At 63.2% G+C, this 24974-nt stretch carries 23 protein-coding genes; 12 read left to right on the top strand and 11 right to left on the bottom strand.

Annotated features, from left to right (window positions below):
* Together BP26_RS0116110 and BP26_RS0116105 are read right to left on the bottom strand one after the other, a co-directional pair.
* Positions 1–327: DUF2238 domain-containing protein (locus tag BP26_RS0116110; protein WP_029921600.1), on the bottom strand; the 327-nt coding region annotated here is incomplete at its 3' end.
* A gap of 292 nt (positions 328–619) precedes the next feature.
* A complete protein-coding gene (locus BP26_RS0116105) occupies positions 620–2065 on the bottom strand; it encodes an NHL repeat-containing protein (protein WP_029921599.1) in 1446 nt (481 codons plus the stop codon).
* A gap of 297 nt (positions 2066–2362) precedes the next feature.
* Here BP26_RS0116105 and BP26_RS0116100 point away from each other — a divergent pair, with 297 nt between their 5' ends.
* The 12 genes from BP26_RS0116100 (at position 2363) to BP26_RS0116045 (ending at position 16950) form a co-directional block, all read left to right on the top strand.
* Positions 2363–3034, top strand: a complete 672-nt coding sequence (locus tag BP26_RS0116100; RefSeq protein ID WP_084183147.1) for a cytochrome b/b6 domain-containing protein — start codon at positions 2363–2365, stop codon at positions 3032–3034.
* Between the two features lie 3 nt (positions 3035–3037).
* Positions 3038–5638 (top strand): cation-translocating P-type ATPase, encoded by a 2601-nt coding sequence (locus BP26_RS0116095; RefSeq protein WP_084183146.1) that lies wholly within the window; start codon positions 3038–3040, stop codon positions 5636–5638.
* Positions 5639–5694: 56 nt separating this feature from the next.
* Positions 5695–6759 (top strand): AI-2E family transporter, encoded by a 1065-nt coding sequence (locus tag BP26_RS0116090; RefSeq protein ID WP_029921596.1) that lies wholly within the window; start codon positions 5695–5697, stop codon positions 6757–6759.
* On the top strand, positions 6749–7510 hold the full coding sequence (locus BP26_RS0116085) for an ABC transporter ATP-binding protein (RefSeq protein ID WP_084183144.1): 762 nt from the start codon (positions 6749–6751) through the stop codon (positions 7508–7510). The genes BP26_RS0116090 and BP26_RS0116085 overlap by 11 nt, the downstream gene beginning before the upstream one ends.
* Positions 7511–9862: an ABC transporter permease gene (locus BP26_RS0116080; protein ID WP_029921594.1), complete on the top strand. Its 2352-nt coding sequence runs from the start codon at positions 7511–7513 to the stop codon at positions 9860–9862.
* Positions 9863–9869: 7 nt separating this feature from the next.
* Positions 9870–11069 (top strand): efflux RND transporter periplasmic adaptor subunit, encoded by a 1200-nt coding sequence (locus tag BP26_RS0116075; protein ID WP_051749056.1) that lies wholly within the window; start codon positions 9870–9872, stop codon positions 11067–11069.
* 96 nt (positions 11070–11165) lie between these two features.
* The gene (locus BP26_RS0116070) at positions 11166–11618 is read left to right on the top strand and encodes an RT0821/Lpp0805 family surface protein (protein WP_051749055.1); all 453 of its coding nucleotides are present in this window, start codon (positions 11166–11168) and stop codon (positions 11616–11618) included.
* Between the two features lie 27 nt (positions 11619–11645).
* Entirely contained in the window at positions 11646–12599 is a 954-nt protein-coding gene (locus BP26_RS0116065) for a universal stress protein (RefSeq protein ID WP_029921591.1), read from the top strand.
* 243 nt (positions 12600–12842) lie between these two features.
* Positions 12843–13292 carry a PepSY domain-containing protein gene (locus BP26_RS28710; RefSeq protein ID WP_084183143.1) on the top strand — a complete coding sequence of 150 codons (450 nt, stop codon included), beginning with the start codon at positions 12843–12845 and terminating at the stop codon, positions 13290–13292.
* On the top strand, positions 13289–13756 hold the full coding sequence (locus BP26_RS0116055) for a DUF2271 domain-containing protein (protein WP_029921589.1): 468 nt from the start codon (positions 13289–13291) through the stop codon (positions 13754–13756). The genes BP26_RS28710 and BP26_RS0116055 overlap by 4 nt, the downstream gene beginning before the upstream one ends.
* A 16-nt stretch (positions 13757–13772) precedes the next feature.
* Positions 13773–15992, top strand: a complete 2220-nt coding sequence (locus BP26_RS0116050) for a PepSY domain-containing protein (protein WP_029921588.1) — start codon at positions 13773–13775, stop codon at positions 15990–15992.
* Positions 15973–16950, top strand: coding sequence for an FAD:protein FMN transferase (locus BP26_RS0116045; protein WP_029921587.1), 978 nt, complete (start codon positions 15973–15975; stop codon positions 16948–16950). The genes BP26_RS0116050 and BP26_RS0116045 overlap by 20 nt, the downstream gene beginning before the upstream one ends.
* A 22-nt stretch (positions 16951–16972) precedes the next feature.
* Here BP26_RS0116045 and BP26_RS26790 read toward each other — a convergent pair whose 3' ends face one another.
* The 9 genes from BP26_RS26790 to BP26_RS0116000 form a co-directional block, all read right to left on the bottom strand.
* A complete protein-coding gene (locus tag BP26_RS26790; protein ID WP_084183142.1) occupies positions 16973–17866 on the bottom strand; it encodes a spermine/spermidine synthase domain-containing protein in 894 nt (297 codons plus the stop codon).
* Positions 17867–17908: 42 nt separating this feature from the next.
* Positions 17909–18127, bottom strand: a complete 219-nt coding sequence (locus tag BP26_RS0116035) for a DUF2970 domain-containing protein (protein WP_029921585.1) — start codon at positions 18125–18127, stop codon at positions 17909–17911.
* 48 nt (positions 18128–18175) lie between these two features.
* A complete protein-coding gene (locus tag BP26_RS0116030; RefSeq protein ID WP_029921584.1) occupies positions 18176–19342 on the bottom strand; it encodes an acetyl-CoA C-acetyltransferase in 1167 nt (388 codons plus the stop codon).
* Positions 19343–19363: 21 nt separating this feature from the next.
* The gene (locus tag BP26_RS0116025) at positions 19364–20302 is read right to left on the bottom strand and encodes a spermine/spermidine synthase domain-containing protein (RefSeq protein ID WP_051749053.1); all 939 of its coding nucleotides are present in this window, start codon (positions 20300–20302) and stop codon (positions 19364–19366) included.
* Between the two features lie 142 nt (positions 20303–20444).
* Positions 20445–21356: a spermine/spermidine synthase domain-containing protein gene (locus BP26_RS0116020; protein ID WP_169740725.1), complete on the bottom strand. Its 912-nt coding sequence runs from the start codon at positions 21354–21356 to the stop codon at positions 20445–20447.
* 22 nt (positions 21357–21378) lie between these two features.
* Positions 21379–22272, bottom strand: coding sequence for a MaoC/PaaZ C-terminal domain-containing protein (locus BP26_RS0116015; protein WP_029921581.1), 894 nt, complete (start codon positions 22270–22272; stop codon positions 21379–21381).
* On the bottom strand, positions 22269–22682 hold the full coding sequence (locus tag BP26_RS0116010; protein WP_169740724.1) for a GNAT family N-acetyltransferase: 414 nt from the start codon (positions 22680–22682) through the stop codon (positions 22269–22271). Before BP26_RS0116010 ends, BP26_RS0116015 begins: the two co-directional genes overlap by 4 nt.
* A 187-nt stretch (positions 22683–22869) precedes the next feature.
* Entirely contained in the window at positions 22870–24417 is a 1548-nt protein-coding gene (locus tag BP26_RS0116005) for a phosphoenolpyruvate carboxykinase (protein WP_029921579.1), read from the bottom strand.
* Between the two features lie 37 nt (positions 24418–24454).
* A complete protein-coding gene (locus BP26_RS0116000; RefSeq protein WP_029921578.1) occupies positions 24455–24967 on the bottom strand; it encodes an NADH-quinone oxidoreductase subunit B family protein in 513 nt (170 codons plus the stop codon).
* Positions 24968–24974: the final 7 nt, after the last annotated feature.

Raw genomic sequence — 24974 nt, 5'->3', positions numbered from 1 at the left:
CAGCACGCTGGCGAGGGCTTCCCGCATCGGCCGGAAGCAGAGCAGGCCGAAGGAAAAATGTACCAAGCGATCGTATGCGTTGTGCGAGAAACCGAGAAAACGGCGGCTCCAAGTGTCGTAAGGTACCTCGGCACATGTGAAATGCGCGCCTAGCTTATGGGCCACGTCGAACAGCAGCAGGACAAACGACAGATCGGACAGCGGTGCGCAGCGATGACGCCGCACCAGCCACCAGGCTATGGCTAGGGACAGCAAGTTCTCCAAGGCCCAGTCCTGCGGGTACAGCGGCCGCCACGCCAGGACCAGCCAAGCGGCGCCGAAGACCATAGCGCACGCTCGCGGCCCGATATCGACCCCCCAGCCGAGGCGCGCCGCCTCGCACCGCCGGCATCAGCCTGCGCTCCACGTGCTGACCCGGCCTGCCGCGGCGCTGGACTGCGCTTGGGGACTCCGCTGCATTTTCGCCTCCCCGGCCGATCGCCGCAGTGGAAAGCAGCGGCGCAAACCGGCATTGGGCTAAATCAAGCGCCGGGAATCCGCGCCCGTTCCGTCGTTTCCCTCCGTTCGATCAAAGGGCGGCCCGCGGGCCGCCCTTTGCCATGGACATCCGTTGCTTCCGTCAGCCGCGGCGCTGTCGACGCAGGACGCCGGCCATCGCCAGCACTCCCAAAAGCCACGGCGCCGCCGCGCCGCCCCCGGACGAGCCTCCGGAGGACCCGCCGCCCGACGAGCTACCCGAGGAGGAGCTTCCGCCGGAGGAACTGCTGGACGAACTGCTCGACGAACCACTACCCGACGAGGAAGAAGAGCTGGAACTGCTCGACGAGGAGCCGCTCGAGCTACCGGTGAAGCGGGCAGGGTGGCTGAACAGAGGATCTCCGGCCACACGGGTCAGCGCCTGGTCGTTGTTCGACGCGGTGGTGGCATAGGTGCCGCTGAACACGATCTTGCCGGTGGTCTGGAAAGCGACACCGCCGTCCTGCATGAACTGCGTCAGCGGCGAATAGGTCGCGGTGGCCGGGGTAAAGGTGTTGTCCTGCGTGCCATCGCTGTTGAGGCGGACTACATGCGCGATGAAGCCGCTGCCGCTGCCGCTGCCGCCGGCGCCGAAGGCGTAGGCCAGCTTGCCGCCTGCCTGCTCCTGTGCAGCGAAGCCCTGGTTGTTGCCGCTGGCCCCGAAGTTGTTGGTCACCGAGCCGCCGCTGCCGAAGGTGGCGTCGAGGGTGCCGCCGGAAGTCAGCTTGCTGACCTGCGCCACGGTGGTGCCGTTGCAACTCGCCTGGTTGCGGCCGGTGACGTAGATCGCCCCGGTCAAGCCGAGATAAATGCTGTCGCCGCGGCCGCAGCCGAACGCAAGGTGCGTGATGCCGGCCGTGCCGAAGGTGGCGTCGACCACACCGCCGCTGGTCAGCCGTTCGATGAACGTGTCGGCGGCGCTGGTGCTGCCGCCGGTGACGGTTTCGTCATCGACCAGCACCAGCAGCTTGCCGTCGTCCTGGAGGTGTACGGACTGGGTCTGCGGATTGTTGTGCTGGGTAATGATGGTGGCCGTGCCGGCCGTGCCGTAGGTGGCATCGACCGTACCGTCGCTGGCTTTGTAGCGCGTGACCTTGGCGGTGCAGCTGACCGAGCAGTCGTTGATTAGCACATAGATCAGCCCGTTGAGATCATCGACGTCCAGACTGTTGAAGCCGCCGCTGCCGCTGAGCGTCAGCTTGCCGCCGGTGCCGAAGGTGGTGTCCAGGATGCCGTTGCTCGAGAAGCGCGTGACGACCGGGGTTCGTGTCGCCATGGTGGTGCCGTTCTGGCAGTTGGCGGGCGTATCGTTGCAGGACTGGCCCAGCGCGTAGAGGCGATCGTTCGCGCCGGTGGTGACGTCGTTGCCCTGGTCACCAGTGGTGCCCAGATCGACGACGACGTAGCCAGGGACGGCGCCGGGGCCGAAGGTGGTGTCAGTGGTTGCGAAGTCGGCATGGGCCAAGCCGGAGGCGAGCGCTGCGCCAAGCGCAGTGGCGGCGCAGGCAACGGAGCGGCGCTGGAACAGCGAAGCTATAGAACGGTTCATTCAAAATCTCCTCTTGAAACTAATGGGCATAGGCGCTGGCGGGCTCCAGTACCGGCATGTTTTGCGCCGCAAACAGCTGGCGTCTAATAACAGCCGCTACAGGATGCAGTGGCGCTGCGGCGCCCGATATGATCCATGTCATAGGTGGTCAGGACACCAGTGCCGCAGAAGGCCAGCTGGAGAGCGGGCAGGCCGGAATTGAAACGCATCGCCGGCAGCACTGGTTGACCCAAATCAATGCTGTTGCAGTGCCTTGCCTGAGAAGCTGCGAGCCTGATTCTCCGCGGAGGCGCGGCCATGCAAGACGAAATTCGTGTTTGGGATCCCTTAGTCCGGATCGGGCACTGGACCTTGGCGTTGGCCTTCCTCGTTGCCTATGTCACGGCGGAGGAACTGGAAGAGGTGCACGTCGCCGCCGGCTATTGGGTGGGGGCTTATGTCGTGGCCCGGACCATCTGGGGTTTCGTCGGCACGCGCTACGCGCGATTCAGCGACTTCGTGCGCGGCCCTGGCGCCGTCTTCGGCTACCTGCGCGACCTGGCCAAGGGCAAACCGGCACACTACATCGGCCACAACCCCGCCGGTGGGGCGATGATTGTCGCGCTGCTTATTTGCCTGGCCAGCACCGTATTCACCGGACTCATGGTGGAGGCGGATGCTGACAACGAGGGGCCTCTGGCGGCATGGCTTGGTCATCCGGCCACCCAGTCGGTGGCTCCCCAAGTAGGCCCCGTCGAAAGGCTGCCCGCCAAAGGTGAGACCGAAGAAGAGAAGGAGCGCGAGAGTGCCTACTCAGAGCCACACGAACTCTTCGCCAACCTCAGCCTGGGCTTGGTGGTGCTGCATCTGTTGGGTGTGCTGGCCGGCAGTGTCGTGCACCGCGAGAACCTGCCGCGCGCCATGGTCACGGGCCGCAAGGCAGCCACGCCTAAGGTGGCGGGTGGGCGGGATCGCCCCGGCAGCGCCTGAGCCATGTCTGTTCCCGGCGCGCCAACATCCTCCGCTTCTGGTGCGGCCGAACCAAAGCCGCGCAGCCTTGGAGGGCTGAGCGCCGAAGAGGCGGAGGAACGCCTTCGCGAGGACGGCTACAACGAGCTGCCGCGCCAGCAGAGGCGTTCGTTATTGAAGGTGGTGGTCGAAGTATTCCGCGAGCCGATGTTCAGCCTGCTGATCGCGGCCGGACTGGTCTACCTCGCGCTCGGCGATCTGGGAGAAGCGCTGCTGCTGGTGGTCTTCGCCACCATGTCGGTGGTCATCACGATCGTGCAGCAGAGCCGTACCGAGCGTGCGCTCGAAGCCCTGCGCGACCTGAGCAGTCCGCGCGCCCTGGTCATCCGCGATGGCCGACAACAGCGCATCGCCGGCCGCGACGTGGTCCGGGGCGATCTTGTCATCCTGGAAGAAGGTGATCGCGTACCTGCGGATGCCATGGTGATATCGGCGCTGGACCTGGCCGCTGACGAATCGCTGTTGACCGGGGAGTCGGTTCCTGTGAGCAAGGGCGCCGCCCGGCAACTGACCGAAGCGCCGCGTCCCGGCGGTGACGGCCTGCCTTACGTCTTCTCCGGTTCGCTCGTCGTCCGCGGCCGGGGTCTCGCTGAGGTTCGCGCCACGGGCCTGCGCAGCGAGATCGGAAAGATCGGCGTGCTGCTGAGCCAGGTCAGGGAGGAAGCCACGCCACTTTCGAGCCAGTTGCGCAAGCTGGTGCGGATACTCGCGGCGACCGGCATGGGTGTCAGCGCCGCTGTGGTCCTGCTCTACGGCCTTGCCAAGGGGGCCTGGCTGCAAGGCATCCTGGCCGGGACCGCGCTGGCGATGTCGCTTCTGCCGGAAGAGGTTCCCCTGGTCCTGACGGTGTTTCTGGCCCTCGGCGCACGCCGCATCGCCGAGCGACAGGTGTTGTCGCGGCGTGCTGCGAGCATCGAGGCCCTGGGCGCGGCGACAGTCCTGTGCGCCGACAAGACCGGCACGCTCACGCTGAACCGGATGTTGGTCGCCGAGCTGCGCGTCGGCGATGCGAGCTGCGTTATTGCAAACGGTCAGGCGCTGCCGGCGGCCTTCGAGCAGCTCGCGCGCCGCGGGGCCATGGCTTGCGCGGCGCAGCCGACCGACCCGATGGACAAGGCCATAGTTGAGTTGGCCGGCCCCGTCGCGGTGGGTCATCTCGTGCACGAATATCCGCTGTCGCCTGATCTGCTCGCGATGTCGCAAGTGTGGAAGCGAACTGGCGAATCCCGCTGCATCGTCGCGACGAAGGGGGCGCCCGAAGCTGTAGCCGACTTGTGCGGGATAGATGAGGCCGAGAGAGTCCGGCTGCGGGCCAGCTTGGAAGATATGGCTGGCCGCGGGCTGCGCGTCATCGCTGTGGCGGAGGCCAGCTTCGATGGCGAGCAGTGGCCGGAATCGCAGCATGACTTCTCGCATCGTTTTCTCGGATTGGTCGGCTTGGCAGACCCGGTGCGGCCGACGGTGCCCCAAGCGATCAAGGACTGCAGGGCAGCCGGCATCCGCGTGGTGATGGTCACCGGGGATTATCCGGCAACGGCAAGGGCCATCTCGGCGCAGGCCGGCCTCGACGGGGCGGGCGCCATGCTGACCGGCGCCGACATTGACGGCCTCGATGATGTACAGCTCGGTGAACGGATGAAACAGGTCACCGTCTGTGCCCGGGTGATGCCCAAGCACAAGCTGCGCATCGTCGAAGCACTGAAGCGCTCGGGTGAAGTCGTCGCCATGACCGGCGATGGCGTCAACGACGCGCCTTCGCTCCGGGCGGCGCACATCGGCATCGCCATGGGCGGTCGCGGCACCGATGTGGCGCGGGAGGCCGCAGCGATGGTGCTGCTGGACGACGAGTTCGGCTCCATCGTGCAGGCGATGCGGCTGGGGCGACGCATCTACGACAACATTCGCAAGGCGATGGCCTACATTCTGGCGGTGCATGTACCTATCGCCGGCCTGGCGCTGCTCCCGCTGCTGCTGGGCTGGCCCGTGGTGCTCGGACCGCTGCATATTGCCTTCCTGGAGTTCATCATCGACCCGGTGTGCTCGATCGTATTCGAGGCCGAGCCGGAGGAGGCCGATGTCATGAGCCGGCCGCCGAGATCTCCGGGCGAGCCGCTGCTTTCGGGAAGGCTGATCGCCTGGAGCCTGCTGCAAGGTCTGCTTGTTCTGGTTCTGGTATTCGGCTTCCACACAGCCTTGATCCATGCGGGCCTGCCGGAGGACGACGTCCGGGTCATCACCTTCATCTCGCTGGTATTTTCCTTTGTGATCCTGATCTTCATCAACCGCAGCTTCAGCACGCCCCTGATCGAAGCGGTGCGTCGCCCCAACGCATCGCTCTGGCGCGGACTGGCGATACTGGTGGTGTTGCTGGCGGCCGTCCTCTACATCCCGTCATTGCGGCATCTGTTTGGCTTCGGAATGCTTCACTGGGATGACCTGCTCCTCGGCGGAGGGGCAAGCGCCGTTCTGCTATATGGCCTTGAAGCCAGCAAACCGTGGCTCTCACCATTGGCCGGGCGGCGCTCGGCTCGTTCCAGTGCCGACAGCGCGCCGCGTAACCCCTGATTCCTTCTGGGCGGCATATGAACGATCCGCAAGCACTCGAGCCCCAGACGAGTCAAATGATCCCCTCACGATTCGAGCACTTGATTCGTCTGACCCTGTTGCTCGCGCTGCTCTACGCGGGATGGAGCGTACTGGAGCCCTTCGTAGCAGCAATCCTGTTCGCGCTGGCCATCGCCGTGACCACTTGGCCGGCGTACTCGTGGCTGCTGCGCGGGCTAGGTGGACATCGCAGCCTGGCCGGCACCGTAGCCTGCATCATCGTCGCCGTGGCGGTGATGGTGCCATCGCTACTGCTGGTGCTGTCCCTGGGTGATGCCGCCACCTGGCTGGCCCGCCTGATTCAGGAGTGGCAGACGGCAGGGCTGGGCGAACCGCCGCGCTGGCTGACCGCCGTGCCGCTGGTCGGCCCTACGATTGGCGAATGGCTGCGCGACCTCAGCTCCAGCGGCGACCGTATGACCGAGTTACTCTCCAGCCTGGAGGAGCCGGTGCGGCGGGCGGCACTGGCGACCGGTCGCGCCTTGGGCCGGGGTGTCGGCCAGGTGCTGCTCGCCGCGGTACTGCTGTTTTTCCTGTACCGCGACGGCGATCGTCTCGCCCTCCGCCTGCGCTCGTTGGCGCACCGCCTTGGCGGCGACGACGCGCTGGCGCTGCTGGATACGGCGCAGCGCACCATCGCAGGCGTGATGTTCAGCGTCGTCGGAACGGCACTGGCGCAGGCCATGGTCGCGTACGCCGGCTTCGCCATCGCCGGCGTTCCGAACCCGGCGTTGCTCTCCGCTGCAACCTTTGTGCTGTCGATGGCGCCTATCGGTCCGCCGCTGATCTGGGGTGGTGCCGCATTGTGGCTGCTGCGCCAAGGAGACAGCGGCTGGGCGGTGTTCATGGGCCTGTATGGCTTCTTCGGCATCAGCTCGGTCGACAACGTCATCAAGCCTTTCCTGATCAGCCGCTCCAGCCACCTGCCGTTCGTGCTCACGTTCATGGGTGTGGTCGGAGGCGTGCTTGCCTTCGGTGTCGCCGGCATCTTCATCGGCCCCACCGCACTGGCCCTGCTGATCAATCTGGCCGAACAGAGATTCTTTGGCCAGGCGGCGGTGGAGTCCGGAAATGGCCGTTGACAACGCGCAGCGCGCCGTCCCCGGCAGCAATGCGCAAGCAGCGCTCACAAGGGTGGTCCTGAGCGCGCGCGGCCTCACCAAGTCATACGGCAGCGGCGCGACGGCTGTTCAGGCCCTGCGCGGCATCGACCTGGACTTGTCGGCGGGAGAACTGGTGGTCATCCTGGGAGCGTCCGGCAGCGGCAAGTCGACCTTGCTCAACATTCTCGGCGGCCTGGAAACGGTCACCGGCGGCACGGTGCATTACCTGGAGCACGACCTGACCGCGGCTTCGGAACGGCAGCTCACTGTCTACCGCCGGGAGCACGTCGGCTTCGTGTTCCAGTTCTACAACCTCCTGGCCAGCCTGACCGCGCGCGAGAACGTGGAGGTCGTCACCGAAATCGCCGAGCATCCCATGGCGGTCGAAAAGGCGCTTGGATTAGTCGGCTTGGCCGGACGGATGGATCATTTCCCGGCGCAGCTATCGGGCGGCGAGCAGCAGCGCGTTGCCATCGCGCGCGCCATCGCCAAGAATCCCGATCTGCTGCTGTGCGACGAGCCTACCGGCGCGCTTGACTCGCGCACCGGCGTGCTGGTGCTGCAGGCGCTGGAGCAGGTGAACCAGGCTCTCGGCACGCTGACAGTGATCATCACCCACAATGCCGTGATCGCCGACATGGCCGACCGCGTGCTGCGGATGTCCGACGGCAGAATCGTGGAGGAACGCCGCAATCCGCAGCGGCGTCCGGCCGCCGGGCTGGAGTGGTAGATGCGCGCGCTCGACCGAAAGCTGCTGCGCGACGCCTGGCGGCTGCGCGGGCAACTGTTGGCTATCAGTCTGGTGATGGCCAGCGGCGTTGCCACCTTCGTTCTCAGCCGCACCACCGTCGACTCCCTGCGGCTGACCCAGGAGACGTTCTACCGCGACAGCCGTTTCGCCGACGTATTCGTTTCGTTGAAGCGTGCGCCGGAAGCCGTTGCCCAGCAGATGCGCGAGGTTCCGGGGGTGGCGCAGGTCGATACCCGCGTCGCCGCCGCGGCTTTGCTGGACATGCCGGACCTCACCGACCCGGTGAGCGCGCTGGTGCTGTCGCTGCCAGAAGCGGCGGGACTCAATCGCCTTTATCTGCGGGCCGGACGGCTGCCGGAAGATGAGCGGGAAACGGCGGTGAACGAGGCTTTCGCCGAAGCGCACCAGCTGCGCCCGGGCGATCCGCTCACCGCGACCATCAATGGGCGCCGAAAAACATTGGTCGTGACCGGCATAGCGCTATCGCCGGAGTTCGTGTACCTGATCCGTCCGGGCGACGTGATGCCGGATTTCAAGCGTTACGGCGTGCTGTGGATGCCGCGCAAGGCGGTGGAAGCCGCGCAGGGCATGCAGGGCGCCTTCAATGATGCCGTGCTGAGGCTGGAGCTGGGAACGGTGCCTCAGCAAGTGGTCGACACACTCGACGGAATGCTTGGCCGCTGGGGCAGCGCGGGCGCCATCCTCCGCCCGGACCAGACCTCGCATCGTTACCTTTCCGACGAGCTGCGCCAGCTCGATACACAGGCGCGCGTGGTGCCGCTGATCTTCCTTGGCGTGGCGGCGTTTCTGCTGAACCTGGTGCTGTCGCGGCTGCTGGCGCACGAACGGACCCAGATCGCGATCCTCAAGGCATTCGGCTATGGCACCTGGCGGGTTGCCCGCCACTACCTGCAACTGGTAGCTCTGGTGGTGCTCGTTGGCGCGGTGTTGGGACTCTGGGCGGGTGCGGAGTTGGGCAGCGGCCTGGCCTCCATGTACAGCCATTTCTTCCGCTATCCATTCCTGCGTTTCCGGTTCGAGCCCGCCGTCGGTGCAGCCGCCGTACTGGTCAGCGGCGCGGCTGCGTTTGGCGGGACCCTGTTTGCGGTGCTGCGAGCGGCCGCGCTGCCGCCGGCGGTGGGCATGCGCCCACAGGCCCAGCCAGCCTACCGGCGTACGGTACTCGACTGGAGCGCGGTGCGGCGCCTGTTATCGGCCTCCGTGCGCATGATTCTTCGCAACATCCTGCGGCGTCCGATGAAGAGCGGCCTGACCGCCACCGGAATCGCCATGGCATGCGCCATCCTGATGATCGGCGGCTTCATGGAGGATGCGATCAACGCCATCCTCGACGTGCAGTTTCGCCAGGCACTACGCGCCGATCTGACCGTGACCTTCACGGACGTGATGCCGGAGTCCAGCATGCATGAGCTGGCGCACCTCCCGGGCGTGCGCGCGGTAGAGCCGATCCGGGCCGTGCCGGTGCGGCTGCGCTCGGAACATCGCAGCGAGCGCCTTGCCGTGCAGGGGCTCGCGGCGGATGGCTCGCTTCTGCGTTTGCTCTCCAGCGACTACCGCGTGCAAGCACTGCCGGATCGGGGCTTGATGCTGACCGACTACCTTGCGGACTCTCTCGGCGTGAGACAGGGGCAGGCTGTCCAGGTAGAGGTGCTACAGGGCAGCCGTCCGGCCGGGAATTGGACCGTGGCCGGTCTGGTGCACGATCTGACTGGCTATTCCGCCTATACCTCGCTGCCGTTGCTCAATGCCTGGCTGAAAGAGGGCCACGCCGTATCAGGTGCGTTCCTGCAGGTGGATGCCGGCGCACTCGACGAAGTGTACGCGGCACTCAAGGGCCGGCCGCGGGTGGCCGGCGTCATGAACCGGCGCGTAGCGCTGGACAGCTTCAAGGACACCATGGGCCAGAACATATTGATCTACAACGCCGTCAATCTGGTGCTCGCCGCGGTGATTGCTGTCGGGGTGATCTACAACGGCATGCGCACGACGCTGTCGGAGCGCGAACGGGAACTGGCCAGCCTGCGGGTTCTCGGCTTTACCCAAGGTGAGGCGGGCGCCTTGCTGGTCGGCGAGATCGTACTGCTCACGCTGGCAGCCATTCCTTTGGGGCTCGCGCTGGGGCATGCACTGTGCGCCTACTTGGCGGAGGCGCTGGCCTCCGATCTGTACCGCATCCCTCTGGTGATCGGGTTGCGGACCTACGCGCGGGCGGCCGCGGTAGTGGCGGGGACGACCGTAGTTTGTGCAGTGTACATATTGCGCAGCGTCGGCCGGCTCGATCTGGTCACGGCCTTAAAGATGGCGGAGTAGCCCGAACGTGAAACTCACCCGCAACCACTTCCTGATTACCTTTGGTGCGCTTGCCGCAGCAGCCGCGTTGGCCTGGGCCTACCGCACACCGAGTATTCCCGTAGATGTCGTCAAGGTCACTCGTGGCCCGCTTGAAGTGACGACCGAAGAGGACGGCATCGTGCGGGTACGAGAGCGCTATGTGGTGATGCCACCTGTCGCCGGCTTCATGCAGCGGGTTGCGGTGCACGCGGGTGACCGGGTGACGGCAGGGCAGACGCTGTTCGCCCTAGAGCCTCTTCCGCCCGGCGCCCTCGATGTACGCGCGCGCGACGAGGCCGCGGCGCGCGTTTCGCGTGCCCGCTCTGCAGTCGATGCCGCCGAAATGAACCGGCGCTCTGCCGATCTGCAGGCCGGGCATGCCGCGCGCGAAGAAGTCCGGGCGCGCCCGCTTCTGGAAAGCGCGGTCATTTCGAGCTCGGACTACGACACAATCAAGTCCGCAGCGGATCGGACCAAGGCCGAACTGGAGGCAGCGCAAGCCTCCGTGCGCATGGCCCGCTTCGAGCTGGAGGCCGCTCAAACAGCATTGCGCTATGCCGGCGGTGAACGCAGCGCCGGATCGGGGCATGTCATCGTCACCGCGTCGGTTGAGGGTGTGGTGCTTACAGTGCACCGCGAGGACGAAGGCGCCGTCACGGCGATCACTCCGGTGCTGACCATTGGAGACCAGCATTCTCTGGAAGTGATGGTTGAGGTGCTGTCGGCCGATGCGGTGCGCATCCGGCCGGGTATGGAAGTACGCCTGGAGCGTTGGGGCGGCCCGGCGCCGCTGCAGGCAAGGGTCCGCACCGTGGAGCCATGGGCTTTCACCAAGATCTCGGCACTCGGCGTCGAGGAGCAACGGGTCCGGGTGGTCGCCGACCTGGTTTCGCCCGCGCAGGATTGGACAAACCTCGGCGACGCCTACCGGGTGGAGGCCCGCTTCGTGCTTTGGCGCTCAGAGGATACCCTGCGGCTGCCCCACAGCTGCCTGTTCAAGGTAGGGCCGGACTGGCAAATATTCGTGGTACAGGATGGGCGCGCCCACAGACGCGCAGTGGAGATCGGGCAGCGCGGCACGCAGTACGCGCAGGTGCTTGGGGGAGTTGGCGAGGGCGACGTAATCATCCTCTACCCGGATGACCGTCTGTCAGATGGTAGCCGCGTTGAGCCTCGGAGCCCTTGATTGCCTTGGGGAGTCCTTGTCGCGAATTGAGCCAAATCAATGCCCCGTCCCAGCCTTGGGCGCCTAATCAAACGGTCCATCACGTGAGGATGTTCGATGAAAACCTCAAGTTCTCGCTGGATCGCCTGTGTGATTCTATCCTTCGGCTTGGCCGGTTGTGCCACCCACCAGCAGACCGGCGCCCTGATCGGCGGCGCAAGCGGTGCCGCGGTCGGCTCCGCCATCGGCAAGGGTGGTGGCAGGACTGCTGCCATCATTCTCGGTGCAATCGCCGGCACGGCCATCGGCGCCAGCATTGGCCAGCACATGGATGAGCAGGACCGCATCAACACCGCGATGGCCATGGAGAATATGCCCACCGGCAATACCTCGACCTGGGTTAACCCGGACACCCGCACCTCCTACGCCGTGACCCCGACGCGCACCTACGATACGGCTCAAGGGCCGTGCCGCGAATTCACAATGAACGCTAACGTGGGAAACCAGCCGCAGCAGATGTACGGCACAGCATGCCGCCAGGCGGATGGGAGCTGGAAGATTGTCCAGTAAGAGGGCGCTATAAGCAGAGGTAGCGCGATGAATCGGTACGAAACGATTTTGGTGATTGTCCCTTCGAAAGCGGAGGTGACGCCCGCTCTCAAACGAGCCGTGGAACTGGCTCGGGCAAGCGGTGCCACCTTGCACCTGTGTGTCTTCGAGTACGACTCCTCCGTCGCTCTGGCGGCAGCGCGGGTCGGGGCAGACGTGGCTGCGCACGTGCGCCACGACATCATGCGGGACAGCGTGGAAAGGCTGGAACGCCTGGCCGTGAGCCTGGCCGGCAAGGAAAGCGCGATCGAATGTGACGTCGTGTGGTCTCCGGATGAGGCTGAAGCGGTTCTGGCCAAGACGCTCCATATCAATGCGCAGCTGGTGGTGAAGGATGCGCACCACGAGTCCGCGCTGCGGCGCGCGATTTTCACGCCGCTGGACTGGAGGCTGATTCGGCTGTTGCCCTGCGAGTTGATGTTGGTTGGCCCGGGCCCGCATCCGAAACCGAAACGCGTCGCCGCGGCGATCGATGTATGGGGTGAGCCGGTCGATGCGGACGGCCTCAACAAGCGCATCATCAATGCCGCGTTGCTCTTGGCTGAATACTTGGATGCCCGTTTGGACTTGGTGTCGGTGTTTCCGTACTTTCCATCGTACAGTCATAGTACCTGGCCGAGCTCCAAAGCGATCTACGCAGAAGCCAACGACGCCCACTACAAGGCCTTCAGTAGTTTTGCAGCGGCTCACAGTATCCCTGAAGATCGCCGACATCGTCCGGCCGGTCAGGCTACGTCGGAACTAGCAGGCTTCGTAAAAGACAACCGCATCGATGTGCTGGTGCTCGGGTCGATCTATCGCGGGGGTTGGGACCGGCTCTTGCTGGGCAGTACGGCGGAGACAGTGGCACAAGAGGTCGGCGCGGACATTCTGCTCGTCAAGCCGGCGAACTATCTCGATGTCATCAAGGCGCATATCGATCTTTCGAAAGTTGCTCCATAGAATCCGTTCCCATGCGGGCCGCATGCTACGCGCTTGTGCCGACGAGCCCTGGAGCCTCGCTTTCGGTTGATCGAAAGCGGCACCGAAGAGCACCGCCCCCCCGGGAGCCAGCCAGCAATTCATGTACTGCCGTTTCCAGATCGAATGATTCACGGCTGAACGAGGTTTAGTGAAGATTTGAGGCTCGGGTTTGTTTGAATTGTTGGAGTGTAGGACGATTCCACCGCAGCCACGCAGTGGCCAATGAGCGCGTTCGCGGTTGACCTAGATCAACGCGACGCTCGGAAAAAGCAACGACACTCTCATTCACTTCGACTGATACAAGGTGGGGTTGTGAACGGCCTGTCTACCGGGCGCAGTGCCCTGTTCGCGGTGCTCACGCTGCTCGCTGTGTCGGCCCATGCGGACGACGACTGCGACGCGCCACCAGCGAGCTGGCAGCCGCGCGGCGCGGTGGATGCCTTGGCACAGCGAAACAGCTGGCAGATCGAGCGCCTGAAGATCGACGACGGCTGCTATGAACTCAGGGGCCGGGACGCGGACGGCTTCCGTTTTAAGGCTACGCTCAATCCCGCAACCCTGGAGGTCGTGAAGATTAAGCGCGAGCGCGAGCGGCGACGCGACCACCAGCATCAGACTCCGGGCCCCGGTGCCCAAAGCCAGAATCCACCCACTCCAGGAGAAGACCGATGAACCGCGCTTTGTCAGTAGTTATCGTCGCCGGCGCACTCGCAGTCCCGCCGATCGCCTCTGCGCGCCCGGTCGTGCTAGAAGCCCAGCTCACGAGCTACGGCGGCGAAGGCGCCTACGTTGCCATCTACGTTACCGATGCCAAGGGCACCTACCAAAGCACACTGTATCTCGCCGCGCCAAATGCCAAGTATTGGCGGCACCTGCGCGACTGGTATCGAACCAGCGGCGGACGTGCCAAGGTGGACGGGATTAGCGGCGCAAGCGTCGGTTCAGGCCGTACCTTGCGAGCTACGGTGGATGTGGCCGATGCCCTTCTGGACGCCGGGTTCGAGATTCACGTCGACACTGCCGTCGAGGATATGAAGGAAAACCCGTCCGAGGTTGCGGTGCCATTGACCTCCGCCGGATCAGGCAAGACGGTAGCCGGCAAGGGCTACGTCAAGTCTTTTTCCTACAAGCTCTGATCGACGGCATCAGGCAATGCTGCGCACGCTGCACGCGGTTCCGGGGCTGATCGCGACGTTGCTGCTTCTCGTGGTGGCGCTCGCCGGCGCGGCACTGTCGGTGTTCCCCGCGGCGGAGCGCATGGAGACCGCAGCCGAGGCACTCGACGTGGCGACGCTTGTGGGTCACGTCACTGCGCGAGTACCGGGAGTGGAGACGATTGTGCGGCGCCCATCGGGCATGATCGTCGCCTACTACCTGGTTAATGAAGAACAGCGCGCGTCCATCATTGACCCGGCCACCGGCGAGGTGCTGGCTCCATATCAGCCTTCCGCCACGCAACGTTGGCTGCGCAACCTACACCGCAAATTGCTGCTGTCGGGCGATGGAGGGCGTATTACGGTCGGCGTTGCGGCAGCACTCTTGCTGTTCATTGCGCTCTCGGGACTCACCCTGCTCGCGCATCGCATGGGCGGATGGCTGCGCCTCATCGGTCCGGTGCGCGGACCCTCGCTGCAGAGACTTCACAATGAGATCGCCCGTACGGTGCTCCCGTTCCTTGTGCTGTCGGCTGCGACGGGCATCGCCATGTCGCTCGCGACGTTCGGGCTCCTGCCCGAGGGGGGAGGCGCTCAACCCTACTTCGACGTCCAGTCCGCCGGCTCCGCTCCAATGGCACTCGAGCGCATGGCGGCCCTTCGGTCAATCGATGTGTCGCGGCTGCGGCAGGTCAAGCTCGCGAACAAGAGCGATCCATCCGATATGATCGAGGTGGAAGCAAACGACGGCACCGGCGTCGTCGATCCGTCAACCGGAACCTGGCTCGCCTGGCAGCCGTTCGACGGATGGCAACGCCTGCACGACACAGTCAAGATGCTGCACACCGGCGAGGGGCTATGGTGGCTGGGCCTGCTATTGGGTGCCACGTCCCTCACCGTCCCCCTGCTGGCCGCAAGCGGCTTCATGATCTGGCTGCGGCGTCGGCGCACTCAACCCCGCGTGGCCGATAATGTGCCGGTACGCGATGCCGACACACTTCTGCTCGTTGGCAGCGAGAGCAACATGACCTGGGGCTTTGCAGTCGCCCTGCATGCGGCTCTGGCCCGGGCAGGCTTGCGGACGCATGCGGCGGCAATGAATGACTTGCCGGCGTTGCATCCGGGCATCCGGCGCTTGTTGGTATTGACCGCAACCTACGGCGATGGCTCTGCGCCGGAGAGCGCAGGCCGGTTCCTATCGCGACTGGCGCGTTCAGCTCCGGCCCCCGGGGTTGCCTTCGCGGTGCTCGGCTTCGGCGACCGACAGTTTTCGCACTTCTGCGGCTATGCGCGAAAGGTACATGAAGCACTGATCGCTCAGGGTTTGAAAGCGCTCGGCGAGACGGGCACCGTCGACCGGCAGTCCGAGCCCGAATTCCGGCAGTGGGCTGAGTGGCTGGCGGGCACGCTTCATCTGGCACTCGACATCCGCTATAAGCCCATGCTGCCTGCCACGACTGAACTCGAACTCGTCTCGCGCACCGATTACGGGCAAGACCAGCAGACCCGCACCGCCGTGCTGCGCTTCGTGCCGGCGACGCGCGCCGGGCAAGGCCTAGGACGAATGATGCATGTCTTCCTCTCGAGGCTGCCACGTTTTGAAACCGGCGATCTGCTGGGCGTGTTGCCTCCGGGCGGCGCCGCGCCGCGCTACTACTCGCTGGCGAGTGCCGCGTCGGACGGTGTGGTGGAAATCTGCGTGCGCCGCCAACCCGAAGGGGTCTGCTCGCCCTGGCTTGCCGATCTCGCCCCGGGAGCCACAATCAAGGCTTTCATCCGTCCGCACAAGAACTTCCGACCCATCGCCGGTGCCGCAGCCGTGATCCTGGTCGGTGCGGGCACGGGAATCGGCCCCCTGATCGGCTTCATTCGGCACAATGCCGCGGCTCGTCCAATGCACCTGTACTTTGGCGCACGCAATGCCGAAGACGGCTTCCTTTACGGCGACGAATTGAAACAACTGGTCGCCGCAGGCCGGCTCTGCACGCTATCGACGGCGTTTTCGCGCATGTCGCCACGCGTCTACGTCCAGGATCGCCTCGTCGCTGATGGGCAACGCCTGCGCGAACTGGTGGCACATGGCGCGCAAGTCATGGTGTGCGGGGGGCGCGCGATGGCCGACAGCGTCGCCCAGGCCTGGGAGGGCATCCTTGCCGGCTCCGGGTTCTCTGTCACGCAACTCAAGATGCAGGGGCGCTATGTCGAAGACGTCTATTGAGTGGCTGCCCGATAGTAGCTTGCAGCGCTGCCGAGCGAGCGGAGCGACTATGGGAACGCGCTGGTCTGCGCAGTTCCATGTACCGCCCACTCGCCACTTGGCGGCCGTCGTAGATCAACTGGGCGCTGCAGTCGGTGCGGTCGATGCTGAAATGTCGAACTGGCGCACGGACTCCGACATCTCGCGCCTCAACCACGCCGAGCCGGGTCAATGGGTGTCCGTGTCGGCCAATCTGGCGGCCGTTTTGACGCGCGCCATTGCAATTGGTCGGGAGACCCACAACGCCTTCAACATCGGAGTGGGAGCGCTCGTCTGCGCATGGGGCTTCGGGCCAGCCGGCGGCGAACAGGACCCACCGGCTGAGACGACCTCGCGTCCGTGCCTGCCCATTGATGCGGTCCTCGAAGTCGATGCGCGGAACTGCCGCGCGCGCCGGCACGTCGCGGTGTCGCTAGATCTGTGCGGCATTGCCAAAGGCTTCGGTGTTGACGAGCTTGCCCGAGTTCTCGATCGGCATGGGATCGGGTCGTGGCTTGTCGGCATTGACGGAGAAATGAGGGCTAGGGGTCGCAAGCCCGACGGCGCCGCGTGGGCCATCGCGATCGAGGCGCCATCCTTCGAGTGCCGAGAAGCAATGAGCGTCATCGAACTCGGTGACGGTGCAATCGCGACCTCAGGCGACTACCGGCATTGGAGAGACGTCAACGGCGAACGCATTTCGCACACGATGGACCCGCGTAGCGGCACGCCGTTGCTCAACGGCATCGCCTCGGCCACTGTGGTGGCACCCACTTGTACCGATGCTGACGCATACGCCACGGCTCTTATGGTGCTCGGGCTTACTGACGGCCTGGCCTTGGCCAGGCAACAGGGGTTGAATGTACTTCTTGTCGGCCGCGAAGGCGGTTCAATTCGCAGCAGTGGCACCGGCTGCTTCGACAAGATGCCGGGTGAGTAAGCGACTCTCGCGAAGTGATGCGTTACGTGATCATGTCCGTAATGCGGTGAAGGCTGCAGCTACGAGCACCATGGTGCTCGTAGCTATGCTGCAGCTTTCGTACAAAAGCAGGAAACTCTAGGCCATGTTGTTCATGGAGTTTCACCGCCTCGCACTCGATGGCCGTCCAATCCGGCGCGCTCCATGGATCGTTGAAGGCAAATGCCACACGATTGCCTTCAAAACTCACGTTCTGGACGATCAGTTGATTCGAGAAAGCTGCCGCAATAAAACCCTGGTTGGCCAAAACAATGTCCATCGCCCCAACAAGGTTGACCACCAGCACGCCACCGGGGCGCAGCCGAGTGCGCAGGCACTGATAAAAGCCCAGATTGCAGAATGCCGGCGCGATGCCGCGCTCATCGCAACCATCCACCAGAATGACATCGACGCGCTCCTCATTAGTTGCGAAGTAGTCGGCAGCGTCGGCATGAACGATGCGCATGCGTTCATCTTGCTCGGGGATGTGGAAATAGCTGCCTAACGCGATCACATATTCGTCAATTTCCACCGTCGTGATGCGCGTGCCGGGAAGTTGCCGGGAGCAGAACTTCGTCAACGACCCTCCCCCGAGACCCACAATGACAATATCCTTCGGTCGGGGACAAAACAACAGAAACGCCATCATCTTCCGTGTATAGAAAAGGGTCAGTTCATACGGATTCTCGATGTTCATCTCACTCTGCACAAAGTGAGGACTGAAATGCAGAGCTCTGATGACGCCATCGTCCATCAGGAATGGCTTCTGAAAATCGGCCTTCACCAACCACGGCTGAAGTTGATCTCGAAATGTGCGCGGAGGATGGCTTGTGCGATGGGGTTTCCTTCCGCCCATGGAATGACCTGCTGCGATGCCCTTATCGTTGTCGCTGCTCAATGGAGGATTCCCACAATGTTGCGGCCAGACTTGTGGCTTTGATCACATCCCTGCATTTCGCAACACCAGTTTCACCACGCCAACAATCACCAGGATAAACAGAATCACAAACGCGATCCCAGCAATAATGAAATGAATCGCCTTGCCGTGCTTAAAATCGCGCTCGCGGTTCTTGCCGCTCTGCACGCCGAAAGCAGCCGCCAAGACACTGCCGATCATCTGCCGCAATCCAGGGGCATTGCTATCTTGCTTGTCGTTCATGAGCCTCCGTCGGTTCATTGGCCCGTATCAATTCGAAGTCAGCGCAAATCACTCAGACCATCTCCACAAACGCTCGATAATAGTCACGTTGGCTTGTCCACCACCCTCGCACATGGTTTGCAATCCAAAACGGCCATTACGACGCTCCAGCTCGTGCAGCAGCGTGGTCATGAGCTTTGTGCCGGTCGCACCCAATGGGTGCCCGAGCGCAATGGCCCCGCCATTAACGTTGGTCTTTTCGTGGGGATAGCCGGTCTCCTTCAGCCATGCCATGGCGACGCAGGCAAATGCCTCGTTGATTTCGACCAAATCAATATCCTCCCACGTCATCCCCGCTTTCTTCAGCGCCCGGGCAGTCGCAGGAATCGGCGCGGTGAGCATCCATATCGGATCGTCGGCATAGACCGAAATATGATGAATGCGCGCCCGCGGCGTCAGTCCGTAGTGCTTCACAGCCGCCTCGGAGACGATCAGCATGGCGGACGCTGCGTCGCAGGTCTGGCTGGAAATGCCGGCAGTAATACGCCCATCGGGTTGTAGGGGCTCCAGCTTGGCCATTTTCTCCAGGCTGGTGTCGCGGCGTGGAGTTTCGTCCATATCCAGCCCTTCAAATGGCACCACTTCGCGCGAGAAGTAGCCATTGTCGATGGCGTGCAGGGCGCGCCGATGGCTCTCCAGCGCGAACGCCTCCATGTCCTTGCGGCTAAGCTCCCACTTTTTTGCAATCAATTCCGCGGCGTGGAACTGCGACACCGGGGCGTTTCCGTAACGCGCAGTCCAGCCTTTTGAACCAGAGAACGGATCGCTGAACCCGAGTTCCTTGGCGCAAGTCATGGAGGAGGAAATGGGAATCTGGCTCATCGTCTGGACGCCGCCCACGGCAACCACATCGACGGTCCCGGACATCACCGCTTGCGCCGCAAAGTGCACGGCCTGCTGGGACGAGCCACATTGGCGGTCGATGGTGACCCCGGGCACATGCTGGGACAGACCCGCTGCCAGCCAGCAGGTCCGGGCGATATCGCCGGCAAGTGGCCCGATGGTATCCAGACAGCCCCACATCACATCGTCGTAGTCCTCGGCCGGAATCGTGTTGCGTCGCACCAGCGCCTTCAACACATGGGCCCTGAGGTCGGCGCCATGGACACTGGCCAAACGACCCCGCCGCTTGCCGGTAGGGCTACGCAGTGCATCGACTATATAAGCTTCAGCCATAGATGCTCCAAATCAGTAGGATCAACAATCGGTTTGGCGTGTCACATCACCGGATTGGAATTTTTTCTTGCGGTATCCACGGAGCAGCAGTCGCGCAAACTCATGGAAGTCGAGTCCATGCTGATGCTCAAGACGGTCGGCGCGATCTGCCACCAACCGCAAATCAGGGAAATCGGATGTGTCGTTAAAGGCAAATGCCAGACGATTGCCGCAGTCATTCACGTCGACCACAATCACGCGGCCCGCGAAAGCTTGTTCGATGAGTCGCCGATGCGATCGTTGCCGTTCGACCGAACCGGCCATGTTAACGACCAGAATGCCCCGTGGACGCAACCGCAACCGGAGATTTTCATAAAAGAGAGCGCTACGAAACTCCGGAGCAGTGCCGCGCTCGTCACAACCGTCCATCAGGATCACATCTGCCGGAGCGTCAGCGTTGGCTTGGGCAAAATAGTCGCGCGCATCCGCATGAACCAGACGCATGCGCGCACTCTGAGGCGGCAAGTCGAACCACTCTCCAAACGCGATGACATCCTCGTCGATTTCCACGGTGGTAACGCGTGTACGCGGCAATTGCCGGCAACAGAATTTCGTTAGAGACCCCCCACCCAATCCCACAATAACGATGTGACGGGGATTGGGCAAAAACAACAGAAACGCCATCATCTTCCGGGTGTAGCGAAAGGTCAGCGTGTACGGATCGCCAAGACTCATTTCGCTTTGCAAGAACTCGAGATTGAATTGCAGGCGCCTCATAAAGCCATCGTCGATTACGAAGGGCTTTGCATATTTGCCGCTGCGGATCCGCTTGACCAGTTCAGTTCGGTCGGCATGGGGCGGCTCCCTGAGCAAAACCACACCGCGTTCTGCTATGAGGACGCCGGGAATCATGCACCAACCGGCACCTTCGCCCGAATCGGCTTCCGGGACTTGCGGCAAGCGATGCGTCACAGCAGTCATACGGCAGTTATCCTTCGCACTTCGGATAGCGCCCCGCGCTCGGCAACGTGGACGCACTCCAAGCAGTCACCCGTCCTGCAGCGCTGTTGCACAGCGCATAGGCCGCATCGGATCAGACCATCGGCACTCCAAAACAGCGGAATCATTGAGCGGTCCGCTTCGTCCCATTACTGGGCTGGAACTTTCTTCTCCGATACCCGCGCTGCAATAGCTCCGCAAACGTTTGAAAATCGAGGCCGTGCTGCTGTGCGAGCATGTCCGCGCGGTGTATTGCCCACCACCAGTTCGGGAAGTCTCGGGTGTCGTTGAAGGCGAATGCCAGGCGATTGGAGCAAGACCGGACATCGACCAAGATCACCCGGTCCTCGAACGTATCGGCAATAAGCCGCCGGTGGGCATGCTGACTGCTTCGTGGACCCGCCATGTTTGTTACCAGGATGCCCTGCGGCCGCAGGCTCGCACGCAGATTCTGATAAAAGAGTTCGTCACAGAATTCCGGTGCAGTACCCAGTTTGTCGCAGCCATCGAGCAGGATCACGTCGGCGGGGGCGTTCGCTTGGGCGAAGTAGTCGCGAGCATCCGCGTGGACGATACGCATCCGTGCGTCCGAGGGTGGCAGGTCGAAAAGCCCGCCGAAATCGATGACGTTCTGATCGACTTCGACGGTCGTGACACAGGTGCGTGTCAGCTGCCGCCAGCAGAACTTGGTCAATGAGCCACCGCCCAGCCCGACAATGACGACATGCTGCGGTTCGGGCAGGAACAACAGAAAAGTCATCATCTTCTGCGTGTGCGGATAAACCAGCGCATACGGCTCGTCGAGCCGCATTTCGCTTTGGGCATGCTTGAGGCTGAAGTGCAATCGCCTGGTCTCGCCATCGTCGATTACGAAGGGCTTCGAATACTCTCCGCTCAGAATGCGCTTGACCAGATCCTGCCGGTCAGCATGGGCCGACTCCCGGAGCCAGACGACACCTTTTTCTGATATCAGGGCTCCGGGTATCCTGCACCAAACCACGTCTCCGTTCGACGATGTGGTCGGGGCTTGCGGCAAATATTGACTCCTGGCCGTCATGTCACCGATAGCGCCCGGACATATGGACGTCGTTGCCCTCGCCGGCGAGACGAAGTGCTCGCCATCCCTCCGAGTCCTGTGCCGTGTGCTGGACAAACAACTCGGCCGACGGCAACGGGACCGGTTTTAGAAAACGCACGTCGATCTCTTTAATGGGCCCTGCATCCACCAGGCACTCGTAACTGCGCGCCAGTTGGCCTATGCCCTGCAACACGGTCCGGCCGAAGGGCGACAGCCTTCCGGCCAGGCCAATCCAGTGGATCGGGTTGAAATCACCAGTCAACAGCGCATACCGGAAGCCGTCATCGCTCGCAGCGGACCACCGCCCGGCAGTGCTCCACTGCGGTTGCAACCTGACCGAACGAACCCTGTCTCTTCTCTTGTCGGATAGGATGAACAAGATGTGAAGCGTAGCAACCACCGTATCGGGCTGGCGGCCGGTGCCGCTGACCGCTTCCAGCTCTAGGCGAGCCGACGCTTTAGACTCCTTGAGCGATTTGATGCGGACCGCCAGACGCAGCGGCACGCCGCGCGGAAGCTCTCCATTGACCTCCATGGTGACGCCATAGTTGACGATATCGGCGAGCTTGTAGCGCGTCTGCTCGATGACCCGGGTGGCAACGGGAAGTGCCCATTTGGAGAACATGTGGGGCGGAAGCACTCCCCGATATCGATCTCCGGCGCCGCTCCATTCGGCGTAGCAGGTCACCAGTTTCTCCGAAGGCGCCGGGACTACGACCCGCATAGGTGCAAATCTCTCGGGATTCTGGCTGCGGCAGGCAGTGGGCCCCAGCGACTTGACCGTGATCCGGAACAAGGTCGCGAGCATCGATGCTTGTTCAAAGGCCAGCGATAGCGGCACGCTGGACCTGTTGACATCGCGTTGCCGGGTCATGGGAGCGATGTTCCGGTGTCCAGCATCGGCCCATGGCTCCTGCCTTTTCCGGCAGGCGGCAACCGCTCTTCGACATCGATCGTCACGACACGCAAATCGGGCCGCAGATTGCCGCCCACGCTTCTCCAGAACTTCAGCGCCGTGAGATTGCGAAAAGCCACGAAAGTATGGCACTGCGCGATGCCATGTTGCCGGAGAGCCTCAATCGAGGAGGCCAGCATTGCGGAGGCCAGGCCTTCACGACGGGAGTGCTGCGACACCGCCAGGTGATAGACGTAGCCGCAACGCCCGTCGTGACCACACAGGATGTTACCGATGAGTTCGCCTTCCGCTTCGGCAACGAAGCTAAAGCCCTCATTGCGATGGAGAAAGCCGGCGACGGAGACTTGATTGTCGGCCGCGATGCGCATGACCAGCGCCTCGGTCTCTTTCCAAAGGTCCAGACAAGCGACCACGTCCGCCCGTACCATCGGGCGTATCGTCCACTCCACGCCCTTCGGCGAGATGGTCTGGGCTTGTGCTGCTTTTCGATTGGAAACGGCCGTGCTCCTTATATCAGCTTGGCGACTACCATTGCGCTGGGCTGTGCGTGTTCGGTCAGCCCTGCGGGCCCGCACTGACAACGCTGGCAGCAGCCTTGAACTTGCCAATGTTGTTCTGAAACAGCTTTGCCAGCTTGGTGGCTGCCTCGTCGTAGGCTGCCGCGCTCGGCCATGCCTTGCGTGGATTCAGGAAACTCGGGTCGACGCCGGGCACCTCGGTGGGAATGTCCAGGTTCAGGATATCCAGATGCTCGGTAGGGGCATTCAGAAGAGCGCCGCTCTGGCAGGCAGCGACGATGGCGCGCGTCACCGGAATCGGGAATCGCTTGCCCCCTCCCCCAGGGCCTCCCGCGCCGCCGGTCCAGCCGGTGTTGACGAGGTACACGCGCGAACCAAAGCCCTCGACCCGCTTCATCAGCAGTTCGGCGTACTCGGCGGCGGGACGAGGCATGAACGGCGCGCCGAAGCAAGTCGAGAAAGTCGGCTGTATGCCGGGTGCGGCGCCGACTTCAGTCGAACCTACGCGGGCGGTGTAGCCGCTCAGGAAATGGAATGCCGCCGCCTCCTTGGACAGAATCGAGACGGGCGGCAACACGCCGGAGACATCGCAGGTCAGAAAGATGACGGTTTTCGGCTCCACCGCGGAGTTTCTAAGCACGCGCTTGTCGACGTGCTCCAGCGGATAGGAGCAACGCCCGTTCTCCGACAGGCGAGTATCGGCATAGTCCGCCTGCCGACTCCCGGATTGCACGACCACATTTTCGATGATGGCACCGAAGCGGATCGCATCCCAGATGACAGGCTCGTTCTGCCGCGAGAGATCGATGGTCTTGGCATAACAGCCGCCCTCGATATTGAACACGGAGCCGACCGTCCATGCATGCTCGTCGTCACCAATGAGATAGCGCGCCAGGTCGGCGGACAGGGTAGTCTTGCCGGTGCCGGAGAGACCAAAAAACAGGCAGGTGTCGCCGCCCTCGCCGACGTTGGCCGAGCAGTGCATTGGCAGTACGCCAGCTTCGGGGAGCAGGAAGTTCTGTACCGAAAACAGCGCCTTCTTCATCTCGCCGGCGTAGCGCATCCCCGCCAGCAATACCCGGCGCTGCGCGAAGTCGAGGATCACCGCTGCGTCGGAATTGGTGCCGTCGCGGCCGGGGTCGCAAGCAAAGCCCGGAACGTTGAGCACGATCCATTCGGCCTTGCCATTGGGGTTGTAGACATCCGGAAGGATGAACATATTCCGCGCAAACAGCGCGTGCCAGGCCGTTTCCGTGATCACCATCGCCGGAACGTGGTGCTCTTCGTGCGCCCCCACATGCAGCTTCGCCAAATATCGCTCCTTGCGGTCGAGATAGGCGCGGGCGCGCCTCCACAGCGCTTCGAAGCGCTCAGGCTCGAACGGCTGATTGACGCTACCCCAGTCCACCGTCGTATCGGTAATATCGTCGCGTACGATGAATCGATCTTTGGGCGAGCGCCCGGTGCGCGCACCTGTGGTCACCACCAGCGCACCGGTATCTGAGAGCACGCCTTCTCCGCGGAGCAAGGCTTGCTCGACGAGATGGGTAACATTGAGATCGATATGGACAGCGGGTTGACGCATATTCACAACGTTCAGCTCCTTTCGGGAAAGATGGGATTCATGCCGTGCGCGTCTTTATGGCGGTGAGGATGCCTTGCAGGATGCGAGTCGGGGATGGCGGACAGCCGGGAACGGCAACATTCACCGGAATCACGTTGGAGACGCGGCCGCAGCTGGCGTAGCTCTCTCCGAAGACACCGCCGCCACAGCCGCAGTCACCGACAGCCACGACCAGCTTAGGGTCCGGGGTGGCGTCGTAGGTACGCTTCAGAGCGATTTCCATGTGCTTGGAAACAGGTCCGGTAACCAACAGAAGATCGGCATGGCGCGGGCTGGCGACGAATTTGATGCCGCTGCCCTCGATGTTGTAGTAGGGATTGTTGAGTGCGTGGATTTCCAACTCGCAGCCGTTACAGGACCCGGCGTCCACCTGGCGGATACACAACGCTCGTCCCATCACGGCGAGGATGTCAGCTTGCATGGACTGACGCAGGCATAGTTCGTCTGCGGGCTCCGGCAGCGGCTCCGTGATGACGCCTATTCCGGCAATTTTGCTCAATAGCTTCAGCATGGCAGCC

The sequence above is a fragment of the Nevskia soli DSM 19509 genome (assembly GCF_000711955.1).
In the GTDB taxonomy this organism is placed as follows: Bacteria; Pseudomonadota; Gammaproteobacteria; order Nevskiales; family Nevskiaceae; genus Nevskia; species Nevskia soli.
This window is presented reverse-complemented; position numbering and strand designations above follow the sequence as displayed.

What these genes read in the sequence shown, in the direction of transcription:
- BP26_RS0116105 (WP_029921599.1), bottom strand. Translation starts at nt 2,065, where the DNA reads ATGAACCGTTCTATAGCTTCGCTGTTCCAGCGCCGCTCCGTTGCCTGC.
- BP26_RS0116100 (WP_084183147.1), top strand. Translation starts at nt 2,363, where the DNA reads ATGCAAGACGAAATTCGTGTTTGGGATCCCTTAGTCCGGATCGGGCAC.
- BP26_RS0116095 (WP_084183146.1), top strand. Translation starts at nt 3,038, where the DNA reads ATGTCTGTTCCCGGCGCGCCAACATCCTCCGCTTCTGGTGCGGCCGAA.
- BP26_RS0116090 (WP_029921596.1), top strand. Translation starts at nt 5,695, where the DNA reads ATGATCCCCTCACGATTCGAGCACTTGATTCGTCTGACCCTGTTGCTC.
- BP26_RS0116085 (WP_084183144.1), top strand. Translation starts at nt 6,749, where the DNA reads ATGGCCGTTGACAACGCGCAGCGCGCCGTCCCCGGCAGCAATGCGCAA.
- BP26_RS0116080 (WP_029921594.1), top strand. Translation starts at nt 7,511, where the DNA reads ATGCGCGCGCTCGACCGAAAGCTGCTGCGCGACGCCTGGCGGCTGCGC.
- BP26_RS0116070 (WP_051749055.1), top strand. Translation starts at nt 11,166, where the DNA reads ATGAAAACCTCAAGTTCTCGCTGGATCGCCTGTGTGATTCTATCCTTC.
- BP26_RS0116065 (WP_029921591.1), top strand. Translation starts at nt 11,646, where the DNA reads ATGAATCGGTACGAAACGATTTTGGTGATTGTCCCTTCGAAAGCGGAG.
- BP26_RS28710 (WP_084183143.1), top strand. Translation starts at nt 12,843, where the DNA reads ATGAGCGCGTTCGCGGTTGACCTAGATCAACGCGACGCTCGGAAAAAG.
- BP26_RS0116055 (WP_029921589.1), top strand. Translation starts at nt 13,289, where the DNA reads ATGAACCGCGCTTTGTCAGTAGTTATCGTCGCCGGCGCACTCGCAGTC.
- BP26_RS0116050 (WP_029921588.1), top strand. Translation starts at nt 13,773, where the DNA reads ATGCTGCGCACGCTGCACGCGGTTCCGGGGCTGATCGCGACGTTGCTG.
- BP26_RS0116045 (WP_029921587.1), top strand. Translation starts at nt 15,973, where the DNA reads ATGTCGAAGACGTCTATTGAGTGGCTGCCCGATAGTAGCTTGCAGCGC.
- BP26_RS0116035 (WP_029921585.1), bottom strand. Translation starts at nt 18,127, where the DNA reads ATGAACGACAAGCAAGATAGCAATGCCCCTGGATTGCGGCAGATGATC.
- BP26_RS0116030 (WP_029921584.1), bottom strand. Translation starts at nt 19,342, where the DNA reads ATGGCTGAAGCTTATATAGTCGATGCACTGCGTAGCCCTACCGGCAAG.
- BP26_RS0116025 (WP_051749053.1), bottom strand. Translation starts at nt 20,302, where the DNA reads ATGACTGCTGTGACGCATCGCTTGCCGCAAGTCCCGGAAGCCGATTCG.
- BP26_RS0116015 (WP_029921581.1), bottom strand. Translation starts at nt 22,272, where the DNA reads ATGACCCGGCAACGCGATGTCAACAGGTCCAGCGTGCCGCTATCGCTG.
- BP26_RS0116010 (WP_169740724.1), bottom strand. Translation starts at nt 22,682, where the DNA reads ATGCGCATCGCGGCCGACAATCAAGTCTCCGTCGCCGGCTTTCTCCAT.
- BP26_RS0116005 (WP_029921579.1), bottom strand. Translation starts at nt 24,417, where the DNA reads ATGCGTCAACCCGCTGTCCATATCGATCTCAATGTTACCCATCTCGTC.
- BP26_RS0116000 (WP_029921578.1), bottom strand. Translation starts at nt 24,967, where the DNA reads ATGCTGAAGCTATTGAGCAAAATTGCCGGAATAGGCGTCATCACGGAG.